This window comes from Chryseobacterium sp. RU37D (genome assembly GCF_900156075.1).
In the GTDB taxonomy this organism is placed as follows: domain Bacteria; phylum Bacteroidota; class Bacteroidia; order Flavobacteriales; family Weeksellaceae; genus Chryseobacterium.
The window spans coordinates 12,653-39,333 of record NZ_FTMM01000011.1 but is presented as its reverse complement, the minus strand read 5'-3'; the positions used below and the strand labels follow the sequence as shown (position 1 = coordinate 39,333).

At 34.2% G+C, this 26,681-nt stretch carries 24 protein-coding genes; 16 read left to right on the top strand and 8 right to left on the bottom strand.

Annotated elements, in window-relative coordinates:
- Positions 1–71 precede the first annotated feature (71 nt).
- Together BW926_RS07190 and BW926_RS07185 are read left to right on the top strand one after the other, a co-directional pair.
- The gene (locus BW926_RS07190; RefSeq protein ID WP_076445646.1) at positions 72–2,270 is read left to right on the top strand and encodes a M1 family metallopeptidase; all 2,199 of its coding nucleotides are present in this window, start codon (positions 72–74) and stop codon (positions 2,268–2,270) included.
- 5 nt (positions 2,271–2,275) lie between these two features.
- Positions 2,276–4,135 (top strand): M1 family metallopeptidase, encoded by a 1,860-nt coding sequence (locus BW926_RS07185; protein ID WP_076445644.1) that lies wholly within the window; start codon positions 2,276–2,278, stop codon positions 4,133–4,135.
- Between the two features lie 86 nt (positions 4,136–4,221).
- Here the strand turns inward: BW926_RS07185 and BW926_RS07180 are convergent, their stop codons facing one another.
- Positions 4,222–5,559: a dihydroorotase gene (locus BW926_RS07180; protein ID WP_076445642.1), complete on the bottom strand. Its 1,338-nt coding sequence runs from the start codon at positions 5,557–5,559 to the stop codon at positions 4,222–4,224.
- Positions 5,560–5,764: 205 nt separating this feature from the next.
- Here BW926_RS07180 and BW926_RS07175 point away from each other — a divergent pair, with 205 nt between their 5' ends.
- The 8 genes from BW926_RS07175 to ribA all read left to right on the top strand — a co-directional run bounded on the left by BW926_RS07175 (position 5,765) and on the right by ribA (position 12,818).
- Positions 5,765–7,186 (top strand): lipopolysaccharide biosynthesis protein, encoded by a 1,422-nt coding sequence (locus tag BW926_RS07175; RefSeq protein ID WP_076445778.1) that lies wholly within the window; start codon positions 5,765–5,767, stop codon positions 7,184–7,186.
- A gap of 145 nt (positions 7,187–7,331) precedes the next feature.
- Positions 7,332–8,348, top strand: coding sequence for a sugar phosphate nucleotidyltransferase (locus BW926_RS07170; protein WP_076445640.1), 1,017 nt, complete (start codon positions 7,332–7,334; stop codon positions 8,346–8,348).
- Between the two features lie 116 nt (positions 8,349–8,464).
- Entirely contained in the window at positions 8,465–9,319 is an 855-nt protein-coding gene (locus tag BW926_RS07165) for a lipoprotein insertase outer membrane protein LolB1 (protein ID WP_076445638.1), read from the top strand.
- Complete coding sequence (locus BW926_RS07160; RefSeq protein WP_076445636.1) at positions 9,316–10,878, top strand: peptidoglycan DD-metalloendopeptidase family protein; 1,563 nt, start codon at positions 9,316–9,318, stop codon at positions 10,876–10,878. Before BW926_RS07165 ends, BW926_RS07160 begins: the two co-directional genes overlap by 4 nt.
- A gap of 30 nt (positions 10,879–10,908) precedes the next feature.
- The gene (locus tag BW926_RS07155) at positions 10,909–11,115 is read left to right on the top strand and encodes a twin-arginine translocase TatA/TatE family subunit (RefSeq protein WP_076445634.1); all 207 of its coding nucleotides are present in this window, start codon (positions 10,909–10,911) and stop codon (positions 11,113–11,115) included.
- A gap of 15 nt (positions 11,116–11,130) precedes the next feature.
- Positions 11,131–11,745 (top strand): DUF4254 domain-containing protein, encoded by a 615-nt coding sequence (locus tag BW926_RS07150; protein ID WP_076445632.1) that lies wholly within the window; start codon positions 11,131–11,133, stop codon positions 11,743–11,745.
- On the top strand, positions 11,742–12,200 hold the full coding sequence (locus tag BW926_RS07145; protein ID WP_076445630.1) for a hypothetical protein: 459 nt from the start codon (positions 11,742–11,744) through the stop codon (positions 12,198–12,200). The genes BW926_RS07150 and BW926_RS07145 overlap by 4 nt, the downstream gene beginning before the upstream one ends.
- A gap of 21 nt (positions 12,201–12,221) precedes the next feature.
- Positions 12,222–12,818, top strand: a complete 597-nt coding sequence (gene ribA, locus BW926_RS07140; protein WP_076445628.1) for a GTP cyclohydrolase II — start codon at positions 12,222–12,224, stop codon at positions 12,816–12,818.
- A 73-nt stretch (positions 12,819–12,891) separates the two neighbouring features.
- On the opposite strand, the gene BW926_RS07135 is transcribed toward ribA, so the two are convergent.
- Positions 12,892–13,365, bottom strand: a complete 474-nt coding sequence (locus tag BW926_RS07135; RefSeq protein ID WP_143756514.1) for a hypothetical protein — start codon at positions 13,363–13,365, stop codon at positions 12,892–12,894.
- A 155-nt stretch (positions 13,366–13,520) separates the two neighbouring features.
- On the opposite strand from BW926_RS07135, the gene BW926_RS07130 reads away from it, so the two are divergent.
- The 5 genes from BW926_RS07130 to BW926_RS07110 are packed head-to-tail and all read left to right on the top strand — an operon-like array spanning position 13,521 to position 18,438.
- Positions 13,521–15,254, top strand: a complete 1,734-nt coding sequence (locus tag BW926_RS07130; RefSeq protein ID WP_076445624.1) for a glycoside hydrolase family 3 protein — start codon at positions 13,521–13,523, stop codon at positions 15,252–15,254.
- A 4-nt stretch (positions 15,255–15,258) separates the two neighbouring features.
- The gene (gene bshA / locus BW926_RS07125) at positions 15,259–16,407 is read left to right on the top strand and encodes an N-acetyl-alpha-D-glucosaminyl L-malate synthase BshA (protein ID WP_076445622.1); all 1,149 of its coding nucleotides are present in this window, start codon (positions 15,259–15,261) and stop codon (positions 16,405–16,407) included.
- 27 nt (positions 16,408–16,434) lie between these two features.
- Positions 16,435–17,709 (top strand): DUF2851 family protein, encoded by a 1,275-nt coding sequence (locus tag BW926_RS07120; RefSeq protein WP_076445620.1) that lies wholly within the window; start codon positions 16,435–16,437, stop codon positions 17,707–17,709.
- Positions 17,702–17,923: a PspC family transcriptional regulator gene (locus tag BW926_RS07115; RefSeq protein ID WP_076445618.1), complete on the top strand. Its 222-nt coding sequence runs from the start codon at positions 17,702–17,704 to the stop codon at positions 17,921–17,923. The genes BW926_RS07120 and BW926_RS07115 overlap by 8 nt, the downstream gene beginning before the upstream one ends.
- A 2-nt stretch (positions 17,924–17,925) precedes the next feature.
- The gene (locus BW926_RS07110; protein ID WP_076445615.1) at positions 17,926–18,438 is read left to right on the top strand and encodes a GNAT family N-acetyltransferase; all 513 of its coding nucleotides are present in this window, start codon (positions 17,926–17,928) and stop codon (positions 18,436–18,438) included.
- Positions 18,439–18,468: 30 nt separating this feature from the next.
- On the opposite strand, the gene BW926_RS07105 is transcribed toward BW926_RS07110, so the two are convergent.
- The 3 genes from BW926_RS07105 to BW926_RS07095 all read right to left on the bottom strand — a co-directional run bounded on the left by BW926_RS07105 (position 18,469) and on the right by BW926_RS07095 (position 20,820).
- Positions 18,469–19,203, bottom strand: coding sequence for an SIMPL domain-containing protein (locus BW926_RS07105; RefSeq protein WP_076445613.1), 735 nt, complete (start codon positions 19,201–19,203; stop codon positions 18,469–18,471).
- Positions 19,204–19,286: 83 nt separating this feature from the next.
- A complete protein-coding gene (locus BW926_RS07100; RefSeq protein WP_076445610.1) occupies positions 19,287–20,072 on the bottom strand; it encodes a peptidase associated/transthyretin-like domain-containing protein in 786 nt (261 codons plus the stop codon).
- Positions 20,073–20,082: 10 nt separating this feature from the next.
- Positions 20,083–20,820 (bottom strand): peptidase associated/transthyretin-like domain-containing protein, encoded by a 738-nt coding sequence (locus tag BW926_RS07095; protein WP_076445608.1) that lies wholly within the window; start codon positions 20,818–20,820, stop codon positions 20,083–20,085.
- A 181-nt stretch (positions 20,821–21,001) separates the two neighbouring features.
- Between BW926_RS07095 and BW926_RS07090 the strand changes: the two genes are divergently transcribed.
- A complete protein-coding gene (locus BW926_RS07090; protein ID WP_076445606.1) occupies positions 21,002–24,142 on the top strand; it encodes a UvrD-helicase domain-containing protein in 3,141 nt (1,046 codons plus the stop codon).
- Positions 24,143–24,194: 52 nt separating this feature from the next.
- Here the strand turns inward: BW926_RS07090 and BW926_RS07085 are convergent, their stop codons facing one another.
- From BW926_RS07085 to BW926_RS07075, 3 genes are all read right to left on the bottom strand, one after another.
- A complete protein-coding gene (locus BW926_RS07085; RefSeq protein WP_076445603.1) occupies positions 24,195–24,704 on the bottom strand; it encodes a ferritin in 510 nt (169 codons plus the stop codon).
- Between the two features lie 126 nt (positions 24,705–24,830).
- Positions 24,831–25,277: a hypothetical protein gene (locus tag BW926_RS07080; protein WP_076445601.1), complete on the bottom strand. Its 447-nt coding sequence runs from the start codon at positions 25,275–25,277 to the stop codon at positions 24,831–24,833.
- A 176-nt stretch (positions 25,278–25,453) separates the two neighbouring features.
- Positions 25,454–26,566 carry a hypothetical protein gene (locus tag BW926_RS07075; RefSeq protein WP_076445599.1) on the bottom strand — a complete coding sequence of 371 codons (1,113 nt, stop codon included), beginning with the start codon at positions 26,564–26,566 and terminating at the stop codon, positions 25,454–25,456.
- Between the last annotated feature and the right edge of the window lie 115 nt (positions 26,567–26,681).

Sequence of the window (26,681 nt, the reverse complement as noted above, 5' to 3'; positions counted from 1 at the left end):
AATCGATGCGTAAGATTTTTCTGTTCAGGAAAGTCTTATTTTTGTTTACTTTGTTAATTAAAAATTGTAATATGAATTTCAAACTTCCCACTCTCATTTCTGTTCTTGCGGTGATGTTTTTTTCATCAGCAGCATTGGCTCAGGAAGCTCCTAAATATGATTATGTAGAAGCTTTTAAGCCATTTTTTTATGCACAAACAGGCACATCGACAAGATCTGCAAGCGGACAGCCGGGACATACATACTGGCAAAATTCTGCGAGTTATAATCTGAATGTAAGTCTTAATGAAGTTAAAAATGAGCTAACGGGAACAGCAGAAATCACGTATACCAATAACAGTCCGGATAAATTAGGATTTTTATGGTTGCAACTGGATCAAAATTTATTTGCTAAAGATTCAAGAGGAAATGCTGTCGTTCCAATGTCAGGAAGTCGAAACGGAGCGCATGGTGAAGAATTTGATGGCGGCTACAGAATAAAATCCGTAAAATATGACGGTAAAGATGTAAAATATACCATCACCGATACCAGAATGCAGATTGATCTTCCATCTGAACTGAAAGCTCAGGGAGGCGTAGCAAAAATTAAAATTGAATATTCTTTCCTTTCTCCAAAATATGGCTCCGACAGAATGGGAATTCAGGATACGAAAAACGGGAAAATCTTTACAATAGCTCAATGGTATCCGAGAATGTGCGTTTACGATGATGTCATGGGTTGGAATACTTTGCCTTATGTTGGTGCATCCGAATTTTATTTAGAATACGGAGATATTACAGCTAATATTACCGTTCCTGCCAATCATTACGTTGTGGCTTCCGGAGAATTATTAAACACTAAAGAAGTTTATTCAAAAGAAGAAAACAACCGTTGGGAACAGGCTAAGAGTAGTGATAAAACTATAACGATTCATTCAGAATCTGAGATTGGAAAAAATTCACAAACAGGTACTAAAACCTGGAAATTTAAAATCAAGCAAGCAAGGGATTTTGCCTGGGCATCATCTTCGGCGTTTATTTTAGATGCGGCGAGAATTAATCTTCCGAGTGGTAAAAAATCTTTAGCAATTTCAGCTTATCCTGCCGAAAGTGCTGGTGAAAAAGCTTGGGGAAGATCTACGGAATATACAAAAGCTGCAATAGAGCATTATTCAGGGAAATGGTATGAATATACGTATCCTGCTGCAACCAACGTTGCCGGAAACGAAGGGGGAATGGAATATCCGGGAATCGTTTTCTGTAATATGGATTCCAAAGGAAGCGAACTTTGGGGCGTTACCGATCATGAATTTGGACACAATTGGTTTCCTATGATTGTCGGTTCTAATGAAAGATTGTTTGCATGGATGGATGAAGGTTTCAACACATTTATCAACGAGCTTTCAACGGAAGCTTTCAATAACGGTGAATATTATGATAAGAAAAATATTGCTCAGATGGGTGGCTACATCATGAATGACGGTTTTGAACCGATCATGGTTGGTCCCGATAATATGAAGGAAAGCAGCATTAGTGTTTTAGCATATTTCAAGCCGGGAATGGGATTACAAATGTTAAGAGAATCGATTCTTGGACCTGAAAAATTTGATAAGGCATTCAGAACATATATTAACCGTTGGGCTTTCAAACATCCAACACCATGGGATTTTTTCCACACAATGGAAAATGTTTCAGGTGAAGAACTGAACTGGTTCTGGAGAGGTTGGTTTATCAACAAATGGAAAATCGATCAATCTGTGAAAAACGTGAGATATGTAAACGGAGATTTCAAAAACGGAGCGCAAATTACGGTGGAAAATATTGGTCAGTTGCCGATGCCGACGACAGTTCAGGTGAAATTTAAAGACGGAACGGAAAAGATTGTAAAGCTGCCGATCGAAGTTTGGAAAAGAAATACGGAATGGACATTTAAATTAGAGTCGAACAAGGAAATCCAGCAGGTAAAACTAGATCCAAATTCTCAAATTCCTGATGCGAATCTTCAAAATAATACATGGTCTTCTGCTGATGCAAAATATGTGGAAACAATCAATCCTAAAGATTTCACAGGAACTTATGGAAATAAAGATATTCCTATAAAAATTACTTTCTCTGAAAAAAATAATAAGTTGTACGCACAAGCAACCGGTCAGCCGGAAATTGCACTTGAATATACGGGAAACAATACATTTACGTTTGAAGAGGCGCAGATTTCGATGACTTTCAGTCAGGATAAAAAGACGATTACTTTTAATCAGGGCGGAAGAGAATTTAAGTTTAATAAGGAATAATTTTAATGAAAAGATTGGTTTTTGGGTTATTGCTTTTGGCTTCATGGCAATTTTCTGCACAGGAGCTGTATATGCCGAGAAATATTAAAAAAGCATACGAAAACGGAACGCGTGACTTATCGGGCGCTCCGGGAAAAAATTATTGGCAGAACAAAGGGGTTTATAATGTTGAGGTGAAGGTAGATGCGAGTTCGAAGGTTGTTTCTGGAAAAGAAACGATTGTTTACACCAATAGCAGCCCAAATGATCTGAACGAACTGGCGATAAGATTCGTCAATAATTTACACAAACCTCAGGCTCCAAGATCGGGAGTCGTTTCCAAAGATTTTCTTTCTTCAGGTTTACATATTAAATCATTTATTGTAAATGGTGAAAAATATAACGTTGACAGCGAAGGTTGGGGAACAGTGGAAAAGGTAAAATTAAATTCTGCTTTAAAATCTAAAACAAAAGCCGAAATAAAAATAGAATGGGAATATCCATTATCAGTACAAAGTGGAAGAGAAGGACAGATTGATCCTGAAACTTTCTACGTGGCATATTCTTTCCCGAGAGTTTCTGTTTATGACGATTACAATGGTTGGGATATGCTTCCGCATTCCGACAGACAGGAGTTTTATAATGATTTTAATGATTATAGTTTCGCGATTTCAGCTCCGAAAAATTATGTAGTTTGGGCAACAGGAGATTTCCTGAATCCTGAAAATGTTCTTCAATCCGAATATTTAAAAAGATACAGATCTTCATTAAAAAGCGATAAAGTAATTCACGTTGCGACGGAACACGACATGAAGTCCGGAAAAGTAACAAAACCAAATAAATGGAACGTCTGGAAATTTAAAGCCAACAATATCACAGATTTCTGTTTTGCATTGAGCAATCATTACGTTTGGGATGCTGCAAGTGTTCAGTTAAAAACAAAAAGAGCAAGCGTACAAGCAGGATATAAGCCTGATGCAAAAGATTTTGAACATTATGTTGAATGGATGCAATACAATCTCGATTGGTTTTCAAAAAACTGGCCTGGAGTGGAATATCCTTATAATGCGATGACGGCAATTCAGGGATTTGCAGATATGGAATATCCAATGATGATTAATGATACAAGTATTCCTGATGATTTTCAAGATGCAAGATTAACGGCAGATCACGAGATTGCGCACACTTATTTTCCTTTTTACATGGGAATCAACGAGACGCGTTATGCTTTTATGGATGAAGGTTGGGCAACAACGTTGGAATATTTAATCGGAATTGATGAAAACGGTGAAGCAAAAGCGAAAGAGTTTTACAAAAATTTCAGGGTAAAAAAGTGGATTAATGACCCGTCAACAGAACAAGATCAACCGATTATTACGATGAGTACACAGGTAAGCGGAGCGGGATACGGAAACAATTCTTATGTGAAGGCTTCCTTATCTTATTTAGCTTTAAAAGATTTATTAGGGGATGATCTTTTTAAAAAAGCTCTTCATCATTATATGAATAACTGGAATGGGAAACATCCAATTCCATGGGATTATTTTAATTCTATGAACACGGGATCAGGAAAAAATCTGAACTGGTTTTTCAATAATTGGTTCTATACCAACAATTATATAGACCTAAAGATATCTAATATTTCGCAGATGAATGATCTTCTAATCGTAAACATCGACAACGTAGGAGGTTTTGCAATACCTTTTGATGCTGCATTGAACTATGAAGATGGCACAGTGGAAAAGCTTCATTTTTCACCTTCGCTTTGGGAGAAAGATCAGAAGCAAACCATGCTTACGATTCCTATTAAGAAAAAAGTAAAATCTGTGAATATAGATGGCGGTATCTTTATGGATTATACCCCGCAAGATAATTCAAAAACCTGATTCATCTTAAAATAGGTTGATAGTAAATAGATTTATTTTAGGACGAAGGATGGGAAGGAAGTGTCTCACTACCGAAAAAATTATATTTAATTATTAACTTCAAAAAGCAAACGTTCTCCGAATTTTTGTTCATTAATTTTTCCGTTTTCGAAAACAAGATTTCCGTTCACAAAAGTATGGGTTACTTTAGAATGGAAATTCATTCCTTCCAACGGACTCCAGCCGCATTTATAAAGAAGATTTTCTTTTTCAACCGTCCAGTTTTCATTTAGATCAACCAAAACTAAGTCTGCTTTGTAACCTTCTCTCACGAAACCTCTTTTCTCAATTCTGAAAAGAATTGCAGGATTGTGAGACATTTTTTCAACGATTTTTTCTAAAGAAATTTTTCCGTTTTTATAATTTTCTAGCATTACAACCAAAGAATGTTGTACCAAAGGCGCTCCGGAAGGACATTTTGTATACACATTTTGCTTTTCCTCCCAAGTGTGAGGCGCGTGATCCGTTGCAATCACATCAATTCTGTCGTCCAACAATGCTTCCCAAAGCCCATCTTTGTCTTTTTGCGTTTTTACAGCAGGATTCCACTTGATTAATCCACCTCTTGTTTCATAATCTTCATTCGTGAAAGTCAAGTGATGAACACAAACTTCTGCCGTAATTTTTTTATCTTTTAAAGGAATATCATTTCTGAACAATTCCGTTTCTTTCGCTGTTGATAAATGGAAAACGTGAAGTCTTGCTCCTGTTTTCTTTGCCAACTCAATTGCTTTTGAAGAAGATTTATAACAAGCCTCTTCACTTCGGATCAAATGGTGGAATTTCACAGGAATATCTTCACCATATTCATCCATATATTTTTGAGTATTGGCTTTAATGGTTGCTTCATCTTCGCAGTGAACCGCGATCAACATTTTTGTATTGCTGAAAATATTTTCCAAAGTTTCAGGATTGTCGACCAACATATTTCCTGTGGAAGAACCTAGAAATAATTTAATTCCGGGAACATTTCTTGGATTTGTTTTTAAGACTTCTTCCAGATTATCATTCGTTCCGCCCATCATGAAACCATAATTTGCGTAGGCTTTCTGAGAAGCAATTTCATATTTATCCGCCAATAACTCCTGAGTTACAGCATTCGGAACCGTGTTGGGTTGATCGATAAAACTTGTCGTTCCCCCTGCAATGGCAGCACGGGATTCGGTTTCGATTTCACCTTTATGAGTCAAACCCGGTTCACGGAAATGCACCTGATCGTCAATCACTCCTGGCAAAAGATATTTTCCTTCACCATCTATAACTTGGTCTGCTTCTACAGAAATTTGAGAATCTATTTTGGAAATTAAATCATTTTCAATTAAAATATCGCCTTCAACGATCTTTCCTTCGTTGACGATTTTTACATTTTTGATTAAGGTCTTCATTTTTTACTTAGAAATTAGATGTTAGAGATTAGAAGTTAGTTTTAAAATTATACATTATAAATAAGGCATCATGCTGATCACTAATTTCTAACTTCTAATCTCTAACTTCTATTAAACACAAAATTAAGGTTTATGAATGAATTTTAATGTCGTTGATAAAAAATCAATTTCTAAATATTTACATTTGCAGAAAAAATCTCACATTTTGAAAAAACTTCTCAACGAGACAATTATATATGGAATTGGGGCAATTATGCCGAGGATAATTGTTGTATTGCTTAATTATTTATTTATTAAAAATATCGACAATAGTGCATTTGCGATCTTTACAAATCTTTATGCTTTGATATCGTTTGTTAATATTATCCTTTCTTTCGGTTTTGAAACAGCTTACTTTAGATTTTCATCTGATAAAGAAAATGAGCAAAAAGTTTTCAACACATCTTTTTGGTTTTTAACTGGTTTATCAACTGTTTTTTTAATATCAGTTTTATTATTTAACCAGCCAATTGCAGATGTTTTTGATTATTCCAACACGCCAGAATTCATTCGATGGTTTGCATGGATTGCTTTCTTTGATAATATTCTTGTGATGCCTTTAGCCTGGTTCAGATTTCATAACAGACCTATAAAATATACAGCAATTAGAGTCATACAAGCAATTTTCCAAAGTGCTTTTGCGATTGCATTATTCCTATATATTCCGCAAGAATTTTCTTTAAAATTAGGTTTAAAGGAAAAAGTTTCTTATCCTTTTTACAGCAATTTAGCAGCTAGCTTTCTTGGAGTTTTATTAGTTGTTCCTATTATTTTAAAGGTAAAACTACAGTTTTCAAAAGATCTTTTTCTTCAAATGATTAAATATTCATGGCCGATTATGATTGCTGGTTTAGCATTTATGGTTAATGAAAATTTTGATAAATTCATTCAAAGATTTTTAATTGAAGATTCTGATGCAGGAGCTTATGGTGGCTGTTATAAAATGGCAGTTTTAATGACGCTTTTCGTAACCGCTTACCGAATGGGAATCGAACCTTTTTTCTTTAAACAAATGCAAAATGAAAATGCAAAGGCTACCTATGCAAAAGTAACTGAGTATTTCTCTTTTTTTGCATCAGTCGTTGCTTTAGGAATTATTGCAAATGTATCTTGGCTTAAACTTTTATTAGTTCCGAATAGCTCCTACTGGATCGCAATTAATATTATCCCGATCATTGTTATCGCTAATTTATTTTTCGGAATTTATTATAACCTTTCAACATGGTACAAAGTAACCGACAGGACCAGAGTTGGAACTTATATATCTTGGGCAGGTGCAATTCTTACTATTATTTTAAATTTTGCATTGTTAAAAACATACGGTTTTATGGTTTCTGCGTGGGTAACTTTGGCAGCTTATTTTTTAATGATGATCCTTTCTTATTGGTTGGGTCAAAAATACTATCCAATTCCTTACAGAATGAAGAAAATTTCTTTTTTCATCATCCTTTTAGCTGTTTTCAGCTATGTAATTGTCGAGTTTTTTGATTATAATTTATGGATCGGAAATTTACTATTCCTACTTTATGCTGGAATTTTAATTTACTCCGAAAAAAACATGATCCTCTCAAAAATCAAAAGAAATTAAAGTTGGTATCGGTTTTGCTAATGATCAATCCTATTTTAATGCAGCAATACCTAAAGATATAAATCATATGCAACAACTATGATTTTAATTATTATCTTTAACCATAATATTAAAACTAACAAAAAAACATACATATATATAATTTATGAAAATTATTGTTCCTATGGCTGGACGTGGTTCCAGATTACGCCCACATACATTGACGGTTCCAAAACCTCTTATTCCTATCGCTGGAAAACCTATCGTACAGAGATTGGTAGAAGATATTGCTAAAGTTGCAGGTGAAGAAATTGAAGAAGTAGCTTTTATTATCGGAGATTTTGGTCCGGAGATTGAAAAATCTCTTATTCAGATTGCTGAAAAATTAGGAGCAAAAGGAAGCATCTACTATCAGAACGATCCTCTGGGAACGGCTCACGCAATCAAATGCGCAGAACAGTCGATGACGGGTGATGTGGTAATTGCTTTCGCAGATACATTATTCAGAGCTGATTTTCAATTAGATAAAAATTCAGATGGTGTCATTTGGGTGAAAAGCGTAGAAGATCCTTCAGCTTTCGGAGTGGTGAGATTGGATAATTACGGTTTCATTACGGATTTCGTCGAAAAACCGACAACTTTCGTTTCAGACTTGGCGATTATCGGAATTTATTATTTCAACAGCGCAGAAAAATTGATGGACGAAATCAATTATATCATGGATAATGATATTAAAAATGGTGGTGAATATCAATTAACAACAGCACTAGAAAATATTAGAGCGAAAGGCGCAAAATTCACTTTAGGAAAGGTGAACGACTGGATGGATTGCGGAAACAAAAACGCAACAGTGGAGACCAACAGCAAAATTTTGGAGTACGAAAAAGAAGAAATGTCACAATTTCCAGCTTCTGCTCAAATTGAAAATTCTTTAATTATCCAGCCTTGTTTTATCGGGGAAAATGTGAAGATATCAAACTCGAAAGTTGGACCTGGAGTTTCTTTGGGGAATAATACAATTATTATAAATTCAAATATCGAAAACTCTCTAATACAAGAGAATACAAGAATCAATCACGGAAATCTTTCTAACTCGATGATTGGAAATTCTGCTCAGTATTTCGGCGTAGCAAGAGAAATTTCTTTAGGAGATTATTCAGTTTTGGATTTTTTGTCTAAATAAAATTTAGACCAGAAAATATTTAACTTAAATAAAATATATTCAGACCACACAAAATGTTTTGTGTGGTTTGGCGTTAATATTGCACCATATTTTTTTAAAATTGAAAAGGTAAATACATGAGAAACTGTATCATAGTACTATTATTGCTTTGTGTGGTCACTTCTTGTAAAACGAGAAATGCACACAGAAAAAAAGACAGAGACAATACAATCAAAATAGACAGCACCTTTGTTTTGGAAGATGACAGCAATCCTAAAGATGTCAATGACCCGATACGAAATAAGCTGCCTTTTTTTGAGCATGTACTTGTACCTCCTCAGTTTGAGCAAATTAAGATCAATAGCAAAGTCAATGTAGAAACAGGAAGCTTCATTCCTACACTTGACGCTACTATTTATATGGAAAAAGATAAAAAAGTATGGATGAACCTTCAGGCATTCATTATCAATGTCGCCCGCGGAATTGCCACCCCGGAAGGCATCAAAGGTCAGGATAAAACTAGCAAAACATATATTGATTCAGATTTTGATTATTTAAATAATTTACTGAATGTCAACTTCATTGATTATAAATCTTTGGAAAAAATTCTGATAGGAAGAACTTTCGTTAAATTAAACGACTCACAGTTTACCTTAACGAAAAACGCTCAGGGCTACAAAATGGCCTCCAATGTTAATCAAAAATTTGAAAATGAAGAAAAAAAGAGAGAGTACAAAACCGTTTTGCAATATGATAACAATTATGATTTATTAAGCGTTAATCTAAAAGACGTCTTGTCTTCGGACGAACTGGAGATCTCTTACAGCAATTGGGAAGAAATCAATGGAATCCGTCTTCCAAAAAATGTTAAAATAATTATAAAAGGTTCAAAAAACAGTCAAATTTTATTGGAAAATACGAAATTTGACTTTTCGAAGATGGAGACACCTTATTCCGTGCCATCCAGTTACAAGAAAATTGAGATTAAATGATTAAAAAATTTAGCTTTTTAATTGGTATTTTATTGTTCGGATTACATCAGGGACAAACTGGTAAAAAAGAACAACTTCAAAAACAAAATGCCGAACTTAAAAAACAAATTGCACAAATAAATTCAGATTTAGCTAAAACCAGAACTGAATCTAAACTTTCCGTGGCTTATCTTGATAATGTTAATAAAAAATTAGCATTAAGAGAAAAAGTTTATAACAATACCCAAAAGGAAAAACGATTCATTGAAGACGAAATTTATCTCCGTCAATTGGATATTAACCGCCAAGACAGGGAGCTGAAAGTTCTCAGGGACAATTATGCCAAAGTCTTGGTGAATGCCTACAAAAATAAAGGAGTACAAAATAAAGTAACCTTCATTCTTTCTGCCAAAAATATGGGAGAGGCAATCAGAAGAGTTCAATATTTAAAACAATATTCTGATTATCAAGACAAAAAAGCCGCAGAAATCACAAATGCAGCAGCAAAGATCAAAAGATCAATTGCGTTAAAGCAAAATTCTGCAAGGGAAAAAGCCAACTTATTAATAAATCAACAGAAAGATTTAACAACAATTAATGCAGAAAGGGCTCAAAAAGAACAGTTGGTAGCCGACTTTAAGAAGAATGAAACGAAATTAACTGCAGAATTAAAGCAAAAACAATCACAGTCCAAAACATTGGAAAGCCAAATCAGACTGATCATTGCAGAAGAAATTAGGAAAGCAAAAGAAGAAGAAGAAGCAAGGAAAAAAGCAGAGGCAGAAAAAATCCGTCTGGCAAAAATTGCCGCCGAGAGAGAAAAAGCAAGAATAGAAGCAGAAAATAAAGCAAGAGCAGAAGCGCTGGAGAGAGAAAGGTTAGCGGCGGAAGCAGAAGCAAGAAAAACTGCAGAATTAGCCGCAAAAAGAGCAGAAGAAGAAAGAAAACGAAGCGAGGAAGCTGCAAGAAATGAAGCCACCGCAAGAGATGAAGCAAGAAAAGTTGCTGCAAAAAAAGCGTCCGATGAAGCCGCTGCAAAAGCAAAAGAAGCATCTGATAAACTAATTGCTGCAAGAGCTGCCGAAGCTGCATTGGCAAAAAGAAAAGAAGATGAGAAAAAGGCTGCTGAAACTAAGGCAATGACTAATTTCGGAGTTTCAACAGTTGCTGGGAGCAATTTTGCAGACAACAGAGGAAGAATGGGATTCCCTGTAGATAAAGGACAAATCACCCACCGTTTCGGAAGACAGCCCCACCCGGTTTTCAAAAATATTATGGAAGAAAATAATGGTATCAAAATATCTGTTCCTTCCGGCACTCGTGCAAAATCTGTATTCCCGGGAACTGTTTCTTCTATTTTAGCAAATAGCGACGGCACAAAAACAGTAATGGTTAAGCACGGCAGTTACTTCACTATTTACTCTAACCTGGGAAGTGTAGGTGTTTCCAAAGGGCAGCAGGTTTCTGCAGGAACAATGGTAGGTGTTGTAGGGCAGGATTTTGACGGTTCTTACACTCTTGATTTCCAAGTATGGAACGGAACCACACCAGTTGATCCATTAGGTTGGGTTTCTTATTAAAAAAGATTTAACTTTGTAAAAAATTTAGAAATGAGCACACTAACAATATTGTCATTATCTTGGCAACATATCTTAATTGTAGCGATACTTCTTGTATTACTTTTCGGAGGTAAAAAAATCCCGGAATTAATGAGAGGTGTAGGTTCTGGTATTAAGGAATTTAAAGATGCAGTAAAAGAAGAGGACAAACCAGGTTCTGAAAACAAAACAACAAACAACAACTCTTCCAGCAACTAAAAATTCTTATATCCGATGAATTTTACAGAGACCGCATGGACAGTCTTTGATAGGTCTATTGAAGACTATCACGTGTCTGATAACGTTAATACTCTAATTAATAACCCGTTCGAAAAAGACACTTTGGAACGGATTTTGTATGCAAAGAACTGGATTGATACCGTTCAATGGCATTTGGAAGATATAATTAGAGATGAAAATATTGATCCAACTGAAGCTCTTCAGCTCAAAAGAAGAATAGACACCTCCAATCAGCAAAGAACTGATTTGGTGGAATTTATAGACAGTTGGTTTCTTAATAAGTTTGAAAATATAACTCCTAAACCTGAGGCAAAGATCAATACTGAAACTATCGCGTGGGCGGTAGACAGACTGTCTATACTTGCATTAAAGGTTTATCATATGTCGTTAGAAGCAAATCGAGAATCCGCTTCCGAAGAGCACAGAGCTAATTGCCAGGCAAAATTAGATGTGCTTCTCACTCAGAAAGAGGACTTGTCTACTTCTATTAATCAGTTGCTTACTGATATTGAGAACGGTAACGTTAAGATGAAAGTGTACAAACAAATGAAAATGTACAATGATGAAAGTCTTAACCCAATCCTTTATCAAAAGGGGCAACAGAAATGAAACGACTAATTTTTTTTGGAGTACTACTAATTATAACATCTTCTTGTGCAACGGAAAAGCCAAACTTTTCTCCGTTGTCAACTAGTTTTTATAGCGAAACAAAAGGTTCTGATTCTGACAGGGGAACGAAAAACAACATTGAAATTAACGTAAAAGAAAATGTAAATGCTTCGGAAATTTCTAATCTGATCGCTACTTTCCCTCAGTTTAAAAATACATCTTTAAACACAGAAATTACTACATTGAAATATAGCTTACAGAATTACCTGTATGCAATTGATGCCAGTAATATTTCTGGAAAAAACAGAGCTTTAAAAGATTTCGAAAAAGCTTATAAAAAAATCCAAAAGCTCAGACAAAATATCAGTATTGATGACAACGAAGTTCTGAACAGATATCTGGTAAGATTAAAAACCAATATTTCTGTACTTGAAGATTCTATAAAAAGAAATTAAAAAACCAATATTATAACATTAATGATTAAGATTCAGGCGGAGGCCAATGTTCCTACGGAACACGGCAATTTCCGAATGATTGCTTTCTCCGAAAACGAAAACGACTGGATGCCTCACATGGCTATTATTGCCGAAAATACAGACTTTTCAAAACCTGTAAATGTGCGCTTCCATTCAGAATGTATTACCGGAGAAGTTTTCCATTCAAAAAAGTGTGAATGTGGGCAGCAACTGGACGCTGCAATGAAATATATCCATGAAAATGGAGGAATTATAATTTACCTTCGCCAAGAAGGAAGAAATATCGGGATCATCAACAAATTAAAAGCATATTCTCTACAGGAAAATGGATTTGATACGGTAGAAGCAAATCTAAAGCTCGGGCTTCCAGCAGACGATAGAAACTTCGGAGTAGCCATTGAAATTTTAAATGTTCTCAATGTAAAAGATATCAACCTTCTTACCAATAATCCTGAAAAGGTAAAGTATGTAGAGGAAAGTAATATCCATCTGAACTCAAGGATTCCTTTGCAGATTCCTGCAAACGAGATAAGTAAAGGTTACTTACAGACAAAGAAAGATTATTTTGGTCATTTACTTGATGATAATGACAATTAAATAAAGCAAAAGCTCCGAAATTTCTTCCGGAGCTTTTTTTGTAATTATAAAAAACTGAAAAGATATATTTTTCTTAGTTGACTTTAATAGTCTTTACTTTAGATTCGTCAAGATTATAATATTTTACAACTGCATGATAGTCATTATAGTCCACACTTGTTTTAGCAGAACTTGCAGGAACTAAAACAACTCTAAATGTCTGGTTGTTCAAATATGTATTAGCTTCAGATGAAGTCATCGTAGACTGATTAAAGTTTGCCTCTGTATAAATCTCTACATTTTGAGAGCTAAAAAGAGCATTATAATCTAATACTCTACCACCTGTCAGATAATAAGTCTTAGGTAAAAGTTGCCAAGCATTACCATTAGCTACATCCCTTCTATACACTAAAACTACATCGGTAGACTCAATATTAATAGGAACATTAATAGAATAAGTGTTACCACTATTTAAAGTTCCATTTACATCCTTCATATGAGAATATGTATCATGATCTACAAAATTGCTATTGTTATCATTATCACAGCTGAATATGAATAAGCCCACAAAAGCTAATAATAGAATTGGAAGAAATTTTTTCATTTTTATAAAACTTTAGTTATTTATTATTTGTAATGCTTATTCAAATCATATACCAAAAATTTCAAAAACATTGTTTTCCTCATTTTTTTAATTGTATTTTTGTTCTTATTCAAAAAATTATGAAGAAAACGGTTTTTATTTCGCTCTTTATTTTCATATTCTTAAGCTTAAAAATTTCAGCTCAATATCAGCCTAAAAACACTTCTCAGGAAGATCTTAAAAAGGCAAACCAATGGGTTGATAAAACATACAAAAACCTTTCTCAGGAAGAAAAGCTGGGACAGCTCTTCATTGTTGCCCTTTACACCAACAAAGGTGAAACTGAGATCAGTAACGTCAGAAATATCCTCACCAATGAGAAAATTGGAGGACTGATCTTAATGCAGGACGACGCAGCAAGAGAAATCAACCTCGTTAATGAATTCCAGCAAAAATCAAAAGTTCCATTAATGATCGGAATGGATGCAGAATGGGGATTATTCCAAAGAATTGCAATCGCTCACAAGTTCCCCTGGGCAATGACTTTGGGAGCTATTCAGGATAAAAAATTAATTGAGCAAATGTCTGCTAAAATTGCCGAAGATTGCCACAGAATGGGTATCAACTGGGATTTTGCACCAGTAGTAGACGTAAATACTAATCCTAACAACCCAATTATCGGCAACAGAAGTTTCGGCTCTGAAGTTAATAACGTTATTAATTCTGCTCTTTCTTATTCAAACGGGCTTCAGAATAATAATATTTTAGCGGCTATCAAGCATTTTCCGGGACATGGCGACACAAGTACAGATTCCCATCTCGATCTGCCTGTTGTTTCACATAATCTGGAAAGATTAAATAATATCGAACTTGCACCATTCAAAACATTGATAGATAAAGGAATTGGCGGTGTAATGGTTGCTCATTTGTATGTCCCTGCACTGGAACCGGCAAAAGGAATTCCTGCTTCAGTTTCTAAAAATATTATTACCGGATTATTAAAAAATAAATTAGGATATAAAGGATTAATTATCACTGATGCCCTGAATATGGGCGCTGTAGCCAATAAATACAAGCCAGGCGAGTTAGATGCAATGGCTTTCAAAGCAGGAAACGACATCATGCTTTTTTCCCAAGGCGTTGCTGAGGGTAAAAAATTAATTCAAAAAGCTATTGATAACGGAGAAATTTCACAGGCAAGAGTAGAAGAAAGTGTGAAGAAAATTCTTTTAACGAAATATTTTTTAGGCTTAGACAAATACACTCCAAAAAATCCTGAAAATATTAATTCTGATTTAAATAATGATTCTCATAAAACATTGGTACAGAATTTATATTCAAACGCTTTGACATTGCTTAAAGATGATAAAAAACTGCTTCCATTAAAAGAAAATCCAATCTATTACGTTCCTTTAGAAGAGGCTCCGTATCAAACTTTTGCTAATGAATTGGGTTCAAATGTTATCATCAAAAAAGCAGGTGAAATCAATACAATTCCTGCCAATTCTACGGTAATCGCTGGTTTCCATAAAGACAATTCAACGGCTTATAAGCCTTATAAAATTTCAGATACTTCAAAAAAAATTTTAACTGATTTAACAAAGAATCAAAATATTATTCTAACTATTTTTGGAAGCGCTTATGCTTTGAAAGATATTGACATCTCAAAAGTTTCAACAGTTTTGGTTTCTTACGAAAACAATGACGATTCAATGACAGCAACAGCAAATGCTCTGAAAGGAAAAACAAAAATCTGGGGCAGGCTTCCTGTTCTGGTTAATGACAAACTGAAAGCAGGAATGGGAATGGATCTAGATCCTAAAACCAATTCTGCAAGTGCAAGTTCAACAACATTTACAACATCAAAACAATAAACTAATGAAAATAGGCATACTTTGCTATCCAACATACGGCGGAAGCGGTATCGTGGCAACAGAACTGGGAATGTCGCTGGCCAAAAAAGGCTATGAGGTCCATTTTATCAGCTCTGCACTACCGGCAAGACTTGATATTACCAATCCTAATATCTTTTTCCATAGAGTAAACGTTCAGACCTATCCGCTTTTCCAGTATCAGCCTTATGATATTGCGTTAAGTTCAATGATTTACCGTGTTGTCAATCTTTATAAGCTCGATCTGCTTCATGCACATTATGCAATTCCTTATGCTTATGCAGCCTTTACAGCGAAACAGATGTTAAAGGAAGACAACAATGATATTCCGCTGGTAACTACCCTTCACGGAACAGATATCACGTTGGTTGGGCAGCACCCTAGCTATAAGCATGCCGTAGAATTCTCTATTAATCAATCAGATGCAATAACTTCTGTGTCTGAAAGCCTTAAAAGAGACACCTTACAATTCTTTAAAATAAAAAAAGAAATACAGGTAATCACCAATTTCATTGACAATTCAGAATTTGATGAATGCAATGAATGCCAGCGAACACAATTTGCCAATCCTGATGAGAAAATCCTTATTCACGTTTCCAATTTACGCCCCGTAAAACGTGTGGATGAAGTGCTGCAGATTTTTAAAAATGTAGAGAAAAAGGTAAAATCAAAATTAATTATAATCGGCGAAGGTCCTGATATGGAGAAAATCAACCAGTTTTTGGAAGAAAACCCAGATTTGATTTCAAAAATCCGTTTACTAGGTAAAGTAAATGATTTATACCGGATTCTTCAGCTCTCAGACGTATTCTTACTACCTTCTGAGCAGGAAAGCTTTGGTTTGGCTGCGTTGGAAGCTATGGCTGCCAATACTCCCGTAATCAGCTCTAATGCAGGGGGGATCCCGGAAGTAAATATCCAGGGAGAAACAGGATTTTTGGCAGAAATTGGAAATGTAGAGGCAATGAGCAATTACACTATAAAACTGCTGAGCAATGATGATCTTTTAACTGAAATGAAGAAAAATGCGAAAGAACAAGCCATAAAATTCGATTTGAAAAATATTCTTCCCACATATGAAGAAATGTATAGAACAACGATCGAAAATTTTAAAAAGGAGTTGACAAAAGTGTAACCTTTCTGCTATATTTGTGTCACACTCATGACGGAAAAACTACTTCAATATCTTTGGAACTTTAAGATTTTCAAACATTTTGACTTCAAGGATATTGAAGGGAATTCCGTTGAAATTATAGATTTTGGGAAATGGAATACAGATTCCGGCCCGGACTTCTTAACGGCAAAAATTAAAATCAATAATATTGTTTTTGCAGGCAATATTGAACTTCACATAAAATCTTCCGACTGGATTTTTCACAACCATTCAAAAGATCCGAATTATCAGAATATCATTCTTCATGCAGTTTTTCAAAACGATATTGATATTGAAGAACTGAAAGAAAACAACATCCCGACACTTGAGCTGAAAGATCATATTGATGAAAGCATCCTCTGGAAATATGAAAAACTAATCAGCGGTAATCAGTTTATTCCTTGCGAAAATATATTTAATTCAGATAAAATTCCTATCAATTTTCATGAAGAGAATGTGTTAAAAAGACTTGAGGAAAAGTCACTTGAATTTGAGAAAAACTTAGAACAATTCAGGAATAATTTCGAAGCGGTTTTATTTCACAGCCTTGCTTATTCTTTTGGGTTAAAAGTAAATGCTCTTATTTTTAGACAAATTGCTGAAAGCATCGATTTTACGATCATTAATAAAATCCGTCAAAACGAAACCCAGCTTGAATCATTGCTTTTCGGTATTTCCGGCTGGCTGGAAAATCCACAGGACGAATCAATGAAAATATGGAAGCGTGAATTTGATTTTGTTAAAGCTAAATTTTCAATTTCAGATTTAAAATTCTATCCCAAATTTTTGAGGCTGCGACCGCCCAATTTTCCTACCATTCGTTTATCTCAATTGGCTAATCTTTATCATCAGCATCAGAATCTATTTTCAAAAATCATTCATTCTGGAAATTCACAAGAATTGTTTGAAATTTTTAAAAATGTAAAGGCTTCCGAATATTGGAATACTCATTTTAATTTCGGGAAAATTTCACCTGTTGACCAGTCTAAAATTTTAAGCAAAGACTTTATTGAATTAGTCATTCTAAATACAATTTTGCCTTTAAAATATACTTATCACAAACATTATAATGAAGAAATTGTCGATGAGATATTAACCTTTTATAAAAACATTTCAGCAGAAAAAAATTCCGTTATTGATAATTGGAAAAAATTAGGTTTAAAATGTAAAACAGCCCTAGAAAGCCAAAGCATGATTTATCACTTCAAAAATTTCTGCGAAGAAAAAAATTGCTTAAATTGCAGTATCGGATTTAAAATTTTAAAAAAATCTTCAAATGTTTGATAATGTTCGCCATAAAATGGAAAGAGAATGGTTCGGTGTTCTTACGAGAACAGGAGCCAAATTAGGAATTCCAGTATCTAAGCTGAGAGTTTTCTTTATCTATTCTACTTTTGCTACAGCAGGCTTTTTCTTTTTGATTTATTTAGGACTGGCATTTACACTTTGGGTGAAAGATATTTTTATTACCAGAAGGCCAAGTGTTTTTGATTTATAACTATGGAATTTTTGCAGGTTGCTTCTCCTGATGATTACAGGGTTCGGGAAATATTTGACTCCTACAATAGTACGTTTCTCGAAGACGAACGAAGAGATTGGAACAAATTTTCTCTTCTTTTTACCCATCCCAATGCGAAAATAATTTCTGTTTTGCATAATGCAAAAAATATCGGCTATCTTATCATTTGGGAGTTGAGTAATTTTGTTTTTGTGGAGCATTTCGAAGTTTTTGAAGCTTTCAGGAATCAGAAATTAGGCTCGGATATTTTGAAATATTTATTGGAAAAACAACCGAGAATTATCCTAGAAATAGAACCTCAACATTGGGGTGACGATGCGAAAAAGAGATATTCTTTCTACCAGAAAAGCGGCTTTGATATAATTGATGAAATGTACGTCCAGCCAAGTTACGGCCAAGGTAAAAAGCCCTTGGATTTATGGCTGCTTGCCAATTATTCTCCTGAAAATTTAAAGGAAATTAAAGATGAAATTTATGATGTAGTTTATCATTAAAATTATTAAACCCTGAAGGTTTGTGATATATTAATCTACTTCATACTCTAATTTAATTGTAATACTTGCTTCTTTTTCTTTGGAAGAGATATTGAAAGTACCGCCATAAGAGTAGTCTTCATTGGAATTCGGAGCTGTAATTTGGATTACACCCATCGTTGCTTTTTTTAGATTTCCAAGATCACTTCCAGAGTTTTCGGCAATTTTTTCGGCCCTTTCTTTTGCATCTTTAGTTGCAGCTGCGATCATTTCTTGTTTTACAGTTGCCAGTTTTGTATAGAAATAGCTTGGAGAAGATGAAGTAAATTCAATTCCACGGTTGATAATTTCAGTAATATTTCTTGAAAGATTTTCAATTTTCGAGACTTCTTTACTTTCAATGGAGACTGTTTGTGTTAAATTATATCCTGAAAACTCGTTCTGAACATTATTTCCATTAGAATCAGTAACATTCTTGAACTGTTTTTGAATATCAACAGAAGAGAACACAATTTCGTTTTGTTTCACTCCTTTCGACAGCAAATAATCGTTAATAGTTTTTCGATCTAGATCCAATTCGTCATAAGCCGATTTTAAGTCAAAATTATTTTTAGAGAAACTTCCTGACCATGTAATTAAATCAGATGTAAATTGTTTGGTTCCTAGTCCTGTAACGGAAATTGTATTTTCAGATTTGTTTCTGTTTTTGATCGCGCTTCCGAGAAGCCCAAGGCCAATAATAAAACCTAATGCTCCAACAGCAATAGCAATAATATTTTTATTCATAAAACTTTGTGTATTTATATTGTAATTTAAACTATATACTTCAAAACATTACATCAATTCTCATTCCAAAATTTAAGATTATTTTAACGTTCATTTTTCTTCAATCTCCCGGCATAAACAGGTATTGCTTTTTCAATTCTCAATAATGCACCGGAGAGATTTTTTGCCCTTACAAACATTCTTACCTGTGGTTCCGTTAAGAACGAAAATTCAATAAATTCTGAGATTCTTTCTTTAGGAATTCCTTCTTTAGTAAAATATTCCTCCTCCACCCTTTCTTTGATCCACATAATATCGTCCTGAAGATCATCATATTTATATAACCGTTTCTGCCTTCTCGCCTTTCCGCTCACCAGATCATACACCCCTTGAATATTAAGTTGCCCCAAAAGCATGGGTATCAAAACCTGTTTCACTTCCGCAGGCTTTTCACGCATTTTCCCAACTGGTTGTGGAAGCCCGACTGCATCTTCTACAATTTTCCCTGCATCAACTTTTGCCATCCTTTTGGAATCTTTGGACAAATCGCCGGTCAGTTTTGTTAATTCCACCTCTTCGATTTCCTGAGCAATTCTTATCATTTTTACAAACAGGAAAGAGTTATTTCCATTAGCAAGAACTTTTATGGAAGCTCTTTCAAAGCCTGTTTTAATGAATCTTATTTCATCATTCTCCCAAGCTTCGATGGAAAATTCGCCGGAAGAGTTGGTCAGGACTTTCTGATCTTTAGAAACATTAATAACCGTAACAGCAGCTAAATCAAAATTATTTTCATCTGAAATTTTCCCTTTTACCATTTGCTGAGCATAAGTCTCAATAAAAACAAAAGAGAGCAATACATATGCACATTTAATAATCAGATTTCGCATGAGAATACTTTTAAGAAGTTCTGTATGAAGAAATTCTGTTTAATACTGCATTTTTAAACCTGTTCAAATCCGCCTCACTGCAATAGCTGTACTTTAGAATAGTTTTTCTTTCAAACCCTGTCCTGAAAATATAAAGAATAAAATGCTCAATCTGCGGTTTATCAATTTTAAGGTCTTCAAAAAACTTATCTCCAAGAGCTGTTTGCAGATAATTCATGAAATCAATATCATCCCATTTATTTTTAATCCTTCCAAACGAAAAAACACCTTTGGTGACAGGCTGTACAAATTCTCCCGGCCTTGCTCCCAAAACTCTCGGATCAGACCTTTGGGCCATATATTTTCCAAGATCACTTTTCAGCTTCTGAACTTTTCTAGGTGGACTGAGATTTTTTGCATCCGCTTTAAGATCTCCGGTGATACCTTTCTTGATTTCAACCTCCGCGATCAAAGTAGCAGCTCTTATCAACGTTATATTGACAGGCAATCCAATATTGTCGCCTGTAATTTTTTTATTGCCCCGTTCATAGCCTGTTTTTATAAATCGTAATTCATCACCAGCTCTCCCGGAAATCATAAAATGCCCGTCGCGATTCGTTACAACCCTTTCATCAGTTCTGATATTGATCACCGTAACGTCAGGAATTTCTGCATTATCTTCCGATATAGCTTTTCCGAAAATATAATTCTGGGCATTAATATTGATGAAAAATAAGATAAATAAAAAAAAGAATAGTTTAAGTTTCACGGGCTGTTTTTTATAAAGCAAAACTAAAATTATTTTTATATTAATTCATAAGTTTAACCACAGTTAACGCGTTTTAGCATTTATTTTAGAGTTTCATATTTAAAACTGTTAAATAGTGAATTAAAATTGTTAAAATTTCACTTAAAAATTAGCTAACTTGCAGTCATAATCTATCAGAAAAATGCAAAATTCTTATACAGTTATCAATGCTTCCGCGGGTTCTGGGAAGACTTATGCCCTTGTTCAGCGGCTTTTGATGATCTGTCTTCGATATCCTAATCAGCAGCAGTCGATCAGGAATATTCTGGCATTGACTTTTACCAATAAAGCCGCCAATGAAATGAAGGAAAGAATTCTATCCTGGCTTGGAAATTTTTCAAATGATAATTTCGCAGAAAATGTAGATTTAAAGAATATTCAGAAAGCTTTTGAAGAAGAAGGTTTAAAAATTACGATTGATGAGCTGCATCATCGTGCAAAAAAATTATTGGATTATATTCTCCACAATTATTCTACATTAAATATTGGAACCATTGACCGCTTCAATTCCCGGTTGGTACGAAGTTTTTCCTACGAATTAGGTTTAGCGAAAAATTTTAACCTTGAAATAGAAGCCGAACCGTTTCTAATTGAGGCAGTTGATAAAATGCTGGACCAGATCGGTGAAAATGAGGTGATTTCCAACTCTTTCATGGACTATGTGGATTACAGTCTGGAAAATAATGAACGGATTAATTTAAATAAAAATCTTTATAATTCTGCAAAAGAATTCGTAAAAGACATTCATTATGAGCATCTTAAAAACAATAAAGATTTTGATAATACCAATTATGAAAATATAAAAACCACTCTTCGAAAAGAAATTACTTTAAACAAAAAGCAGGCTGTTGAACTTGCTGGAAAATCAATTGAGCTGTATCAATCAAGAAATATTGAAATTGAAGATTTTGCACAAGGAAAAAACGGTATCGGAGGATTTTTTACTAAAGTATTAGATTTTTACAATCAGAAAAGACCCGGATTTCCATTTCCAACCACAGCTGAAGACTCTGTTGTAAACAATTACCGAAAGGGAGCAGCTTCAAAATCCAAACATAAAGAATCTGAAATTTTTGAAATCCTGGATCAGTTACTGGAAACCAGAATGCGGCTCATACTTTTATACATCGAAACTCAAAAAAAAGAGAAAATTTTATCGGCATTGCTTCCTTTAAAGGTTAATAAAGATATTCAGGATGAATTGAAAAAAATTGAAGAAGAAAACGACCTGGTTTTGCTGTCAAAATTCAATATTCTTATTAATGAAAATCTCCGTGATGAGCCTTCTGCCTTTATTTATGAAAAAGTAGGCTCGCAGTTCCAGCATTATTTTTTTGATGAATTCCAAGATACTTCCGAGCTTCAATGGCAAAATTTTATTCCTTTGAGAAACCATTCTGTTTCTATGGAAAATACTTCCTTTACATTGGTAGGTGACCCTAAACAGAGCATCTACCGCTTCCGTGGAGGTGAAAGTAAGCTAATGCTGGATATTATTAATAAAAAAGAAATTTCGCCAAAAGAAGCAGAACTTCTCATTTTGAAAGACAATTGGCGAAGTGCAAAAAATATTGTACAATTTAACAATGAGCTTTATAAATTTCACGCGGATATTTTAGAGGAAGAACATAAAAATATTTTCGGGACAGATGCTGAACAAAATCCTAAATCAGGTATTGAAGGCCGCGTAAAAGTGAATCTTATTGAAAATCTGACCAACGAAGATTTTTATATTGACACCTCAGAAAGGATGCGGAAAGATATTCAGGAGTGTCTGGATAATGGCTTTAAATTTTCCGATATTACAATTCTTTGTCGAGGAAACTTTGATATTTTCAGCTATTCCCAGAAATTAGGAAATTTAAAGGTTACTTATAAAGGTGAAGAGACCAATATCAAAACAATTTCAGAAAAAGGGTTGACTTTAGAGTTATCAAATACTCTAAAAGCTGTTATAGAATTCCTGAAATGGGAGGTAAATCCTAAAAATAAACCAAATCTGATCATGATGATGTATTACCTGAATAAATTTGGTAGAATTCATATGGTAGATTTCACGCTGGAAATGAAAGAAATTCTAGAAATAGAATCTCATGAAGAAATTTTAGATTATATCCAGCATAAATATACCGTAAAATTAAAGCAGGATAACTTTCCAAGATTTAATCTGTACAATTTTGTAGAATATTATATTAACGAATTTTCTGTTGAAGATAAAGAAACCGATTTTCTTCTGAATTTTCTGGAAATGCTTTTTAATTTTACACAAAACGCCGGTGCAAGTACGAAGGAATTTTTGAAATACTGGGATGAAGAGGCTTCAGCTTACACCATCCAGGCTTCGGAAAACATTGATGCTATCCAAATTATGACGATTCATAAAGCGAAAGGCCTTGAGTTCCCTATTGTTTTTATTCCGATGATGAACAAAAACCGTGATGCCGAATTTACAAATTGGTTTGAGACCGCACAGGAGGTTGCTTTAAAATCAGTTAATATCAATCAGTTTAGTAAAAATTTAGAGGTTTATGATGAGGAAATTCTAAAATTTAATAAGCAGAATTCTTATAAAAACTTCGTTGATCGTCTATGTCTTCAATATGTTGCAACAACACGGCCTGTAGAACAGCTGTTTTTTTATATTCAAAAAGCGAATAAAACTTCAAACAATCTGGAATTGCTGGAATTTCTTCAATCCAAAAACAGCGAAAATTTTGATGAATTTGATTTATACGAAGTGAATCCCGAAATATTGAAAAAACATTCAAAAGATAAAACATCGTCTTTCAAAACAAAAGACATCCGTGTACTTAAAAATATTAATAAAAAAAGTACTTCTATAAAAATTGCTACACCATCCAGAAATTATCAGGTAAGAAATGAAAAAGTAAGGATCGGGCTCTTTGTACACGAGCTTCTCTCCCAGATCAATACAGTAAAAGACATTGAAAAAGTCCTTGAATGCTACGTTCTTGAAGGCCATATTACTTTAGAAGAAAGAAAAAAAATACAAAAAGATCTGGAGCAGATCATTGGAGCCTACTCCGAATTCTTCGATGAAAAATGGGAAGTGATGAATGAAAAAAATATTATGATTTTTGAGAATGGCGAAAGTAATGTATATCGCCCTGACCGTATTTTGAAAAGCAGTGAAGGTTATATTATCGTGGATTTTAAAACTGGTGAAGAAAATATCAAAAACGAAAGACAGATTGAAAATTATAAAAAAATACTGGAAAAATTAGGGAGAAAAGTATTGAAAACTCAACTGATTTATCTTTAATAGTTTCGGCCTCGTCTTTGACGAGGCCGAAAACTATTATTTCTGAGTAATATTAAGCCGTCGTATTAGGATTAAAAACTCTTTGTGCCAATTCTTGGTCAAAAAGGTATATAGCAGACGGATTATCACTAACCATTTTAATTTTAGTTACATATTGTGATGCACTCGCTTCCTCTTCCACCTGCTCATTAATAAACCACTGCAGAAAAGAAGTTGTAGCAAAGTCACCTTCATCATTGGCATTTTTTACAATATTAAAGATGCTTCTTGTTACTTTCTTTTCATGTTCCAAAGCTTTTTCAAAAATATCAATAGCATTTACAAACTCATGTGGTGGTTTTGGAATTTCACCTATGATAATCTCACCTCCTACATCATTCAAATAATCGAACATTTTATCTGCGTGCATTAATTCTTCTTTGCTTTGCACTCTGAAATAGTTGGCAATTCCATCAAGATCTTTTCCGGAAAACCATGCAGACATAGAAAGATAATATTGAGCGGCGTATTGTTCGTGAGCTATCTGTTCGTTAATTAATTTTGCAATTTTCTCGCTAACCATAAGTATAAATTTAGATTCAAAATTAGGGAATTAAACCCCGAAATCAAAAGATTTAATGAAAATTAATACAAAAAGGACGGAATAAATCCCGCCCAGATAACATTAAAAAATCAAAATTACAAACTATTAATTCGTTTCCGGAGCAGCCGTATTCATTGATCTTTTCATCATTTTTCCATTTTTCATAGCTGCTTTTCTTTGCTCCATTTTAGCTTTTCTGTCTGCCTGCCATTTGTCGTATTGTTCAGGAGTCAGGATTTGTTTCATATCAGCATCCATCTGTGCTTTTTTAGCTTTCATCTGCTCCATTCTGTCCTGTCTTTGACCTTTGTTTTTATCAAAATCCGCTTTCATTTCAGCTTTTCTACTTTCATGAAGCGCTTTGATTTTCTCAACCTGACCCGCATTAAGATTCAGATCTTTCTGCATCTGTGCTAAGTGTTCCTGCTCTCTCTGCTGCATTTTTTGCTGCATTTCTGCTCTTTTTGCCTGTCTGTCCTGAGGAGTAGTCTGTTGTGCCATTGCAAAGCTTCCAAATCCGATAAATGCTATTGCTAAAACTAATTTTTTCATCTTATTAAATTTTTAATTAATTGTTATACATCTTTTTGATTATTAGTTAAAACTAAAGTTAAAAAGAAAATTTCATAAAAAATGTTAAATTTTAATATTAATTTAAAAACAAGAATAAAATAAAAGAGCAGATCCTAAAATCTGCCCTCACACCACTTAAATATAATATATGAAAATTAATTTTTTGCAAATCCATTTCGGAAGCCTCCATTGCCGTGCCTTTCTCCGCCGCCATTATTCTGCTGCCTTGGAGCTGAATTTTCACTTCTTCTGAAACCGCCGTCACCTCCATTTCTAAAACCTCCCCCATTATTTTCTCTTCTTGGAGCACTTTCTCTTCTCATTTCACCACCTCTGAATCTACCTTCATTTTCTGCTCTTTCATTATGGAAACCACCATTATTTCTTACTTCCGGGTTACCATTCCCTCTAAAACCTCCGTTTCTTATTCCGTTATTTTCATTTCTAAAGCCGGAATTATTGTTAATGTCTACCTGATTACGGAAACCACCATTATTTCTTACTTCGGTGTTACCATCTCCCCTGAAACCTCCGCTTCTTATTCCGTTATTTTCATTTCTAAAGCCGGAATTATTGTTATTGTTTACCTGATTACGGAAACCACCATTGTTACCATCTCTCACCGACCCTCTAAAACCGTTGTTTGGTCTGTCGCTGCCTCTTACAATATTAAATGTAGGGTTATTCATTCTATGGAAATTTGTTCTGTCAACCCTGTAAATATTAATATTTACATTTCTATATCTTGGTATTGGTCTGCATATTGCAGCATAGTGTGTTCTTCTGTAATTCTGGAAATACACTACCGGACTGTATCCTCTATAATAATTATTCTGGAAAACGACAAATACTCTTGGCCCCATTATTCTTTGTAGTGCATAGAACCTGTCGTAGTACCATCTGTCCGGATTGTATCTATAGAAATCATTCCATGCTGAGAAGCTTACATATAAATTATTCAGTCTTAAAATCTGATCAATCTGCCACCGGGATAATCTGTTTTGAGCAAAGAAAATATTCCAGTTGATACTTACGATACTGTTTCTGTAGTCATTGTAATTACTTTGATAATAATCATTAGGATAATAATCCTGCGGATAATTATAATAATAGTCATCCGGGAAATAATTCTGATCATCCTGATCACTGTAATACCCTCCTCCTCCATTATAATATCCGTCATCATTTCCCCATCCGTTATTTGGGTACTGCTGAGCGAACGAAAAAGCCGCCAGGCTCATAGCAAAACCGATTAATATTTTTTTCATTTTTATAGTCGTTATTGGTTAATATAGTAGAATATTTAATTCTATCTTTTGGATATAAATACAAAAAAGAAGTTAAATCTTTCGACAAAACTTCTTTTAATTTATTATTAACTAA

Coding starts and splice junctions, on each gene's coding strand:
- BW926_RS07190 (WP_076445646.1), top strand. CDS start 72: ATGAATTTCAAACTTCCCACTCTCATTTCTGTTCTTGCGGTGATGTTT.
- BW926_RS07185 (WP_076445644.1), top strand. CDS start 2,276: ATGAAAAGATTGGTTTTTGGGTTATTGCTTTTGGCTTCATGGCAATTT.
- BW926_RS07180 (WP_076445642.1), bottom strand. CDS start 5,559: ATGAAGACCTTAATCAAAAATGTAAAAATCGTCAACGAAGGAAAGATC.
- BW926_RS07170 (WP_076445640.1), top strand. CDS start 7,332: ATGAAAATTATTGTTCCTATGGCTGGACGTGGTTCCAGATTACGCCCA.
- BW926_RS07165 (WP_076445638.1), top strand. CDS start 8,465: ATGAGAAACTGTATCATAGTACTATTATTGCTTTGTGTGGTCACTTCT.
- BW926_RS07160 (WP_076445636.1), top strand. CDS start 9,316: ATGATTAAAAAATTTAGCTTTTTAATTGGTATTTTATTGTTCGGATTA.
- BW926_RS07155 (WP_076445634.1), top strand. CDS start 10,909: ATGAGCACACTAACAATATTGTCATTATCTTGGCAACATATCTTAATT.
- BW926_RS07150 (WP_076445632.1), top strand. CDS start 11,131: ATGAATTTTACAGAGACCGCATGGACAGTCTTTGATAGGTCTATTGAA.
- BW926_RS07145 (WP_076445630.1), top strand. CDS start 11,742: ATGAAACGACTAATTTTTTTTGGAGTACTACTAATTATAACATCTTCT.
- ribA (WP_076445628.1), top strand. CDS start 12,222: ATGATTAAGATTCAGGCGGAGGCCAATGTTCCTACGGAACACGGCAAT.
- BW926_RS07130 (WP_076445624.1), top strand. CDS start 13,521: ATGAAGAAAACGGTTTTTATTTCGCTCTTTATTTTCATATTCTTAAGC.
- bshA (WP_076445622.1), top strand. CDS start 15,259: ATGAAAATAGGCATACTTTGCTATCCAACATACGGCGGAAGCGGTATC.
- BW926_RS07120 (WP_076445620.1), top strand. CDS start 16,435: ATGACGGAAAAACTACTTCAATATCTTTGGAACTTTAAGATTTTCAAA.
- BW926_RS07115 (WP_076445618.1), top strand. CDS start 17,702: ATGTTTGATAATGTTCGCCATAAAATGGAAAGAGAATGGTTCGGTGTT.
- BW926_RS07110 (WP_076445615.1), top strand. CDS start 17,926: ATGGAATTTTTGCAGGTTGCTTCTCCTGATGATTACAGGGTTCGGGAA.
- BW926_RS07105 (WP_076445613.1), bottom strand. CDS start 19,203: ATGAATAAAAATATTATTGCTATTGCTGTTGGAGCATTAGGTTTTATT.
- BW926_RS07100 (WP_076445610.1), bottom strand. CDS start 20,072: ATGCGAAATCTGATTATTAAATGTGCATATGTATTGCTCTCTTTTGTT.
- BW926_RS07090 (WP_076445606.1), top strand. CDS start 21,002: ATGCAAAATTCTTATACAGTTATCAATGCTTCCGCGGGTTCTGGGAAG.
- BW926_RS07085 (WP_076445603.1), bottom strand. CDS start 24,704: ATGGTTAGCGAGAAAATTGCAAAATTAATTAACGAACAGATAGCTCAC.
- BW926_RS07080 (WP_076445601.1), bottom strand. CDS start 25,277: ATGAAAAAATTAGTTTTAGCAATAGCATTTATCGGATTTGGAAGCTTT.
- BW926_RS07075 (WP_076445599.1), bottom strand. CDS start 26,566: ATGAAAAAAATATTAATCGGTTTTGCTATGAGCCTGGCGGCTTTTTCG.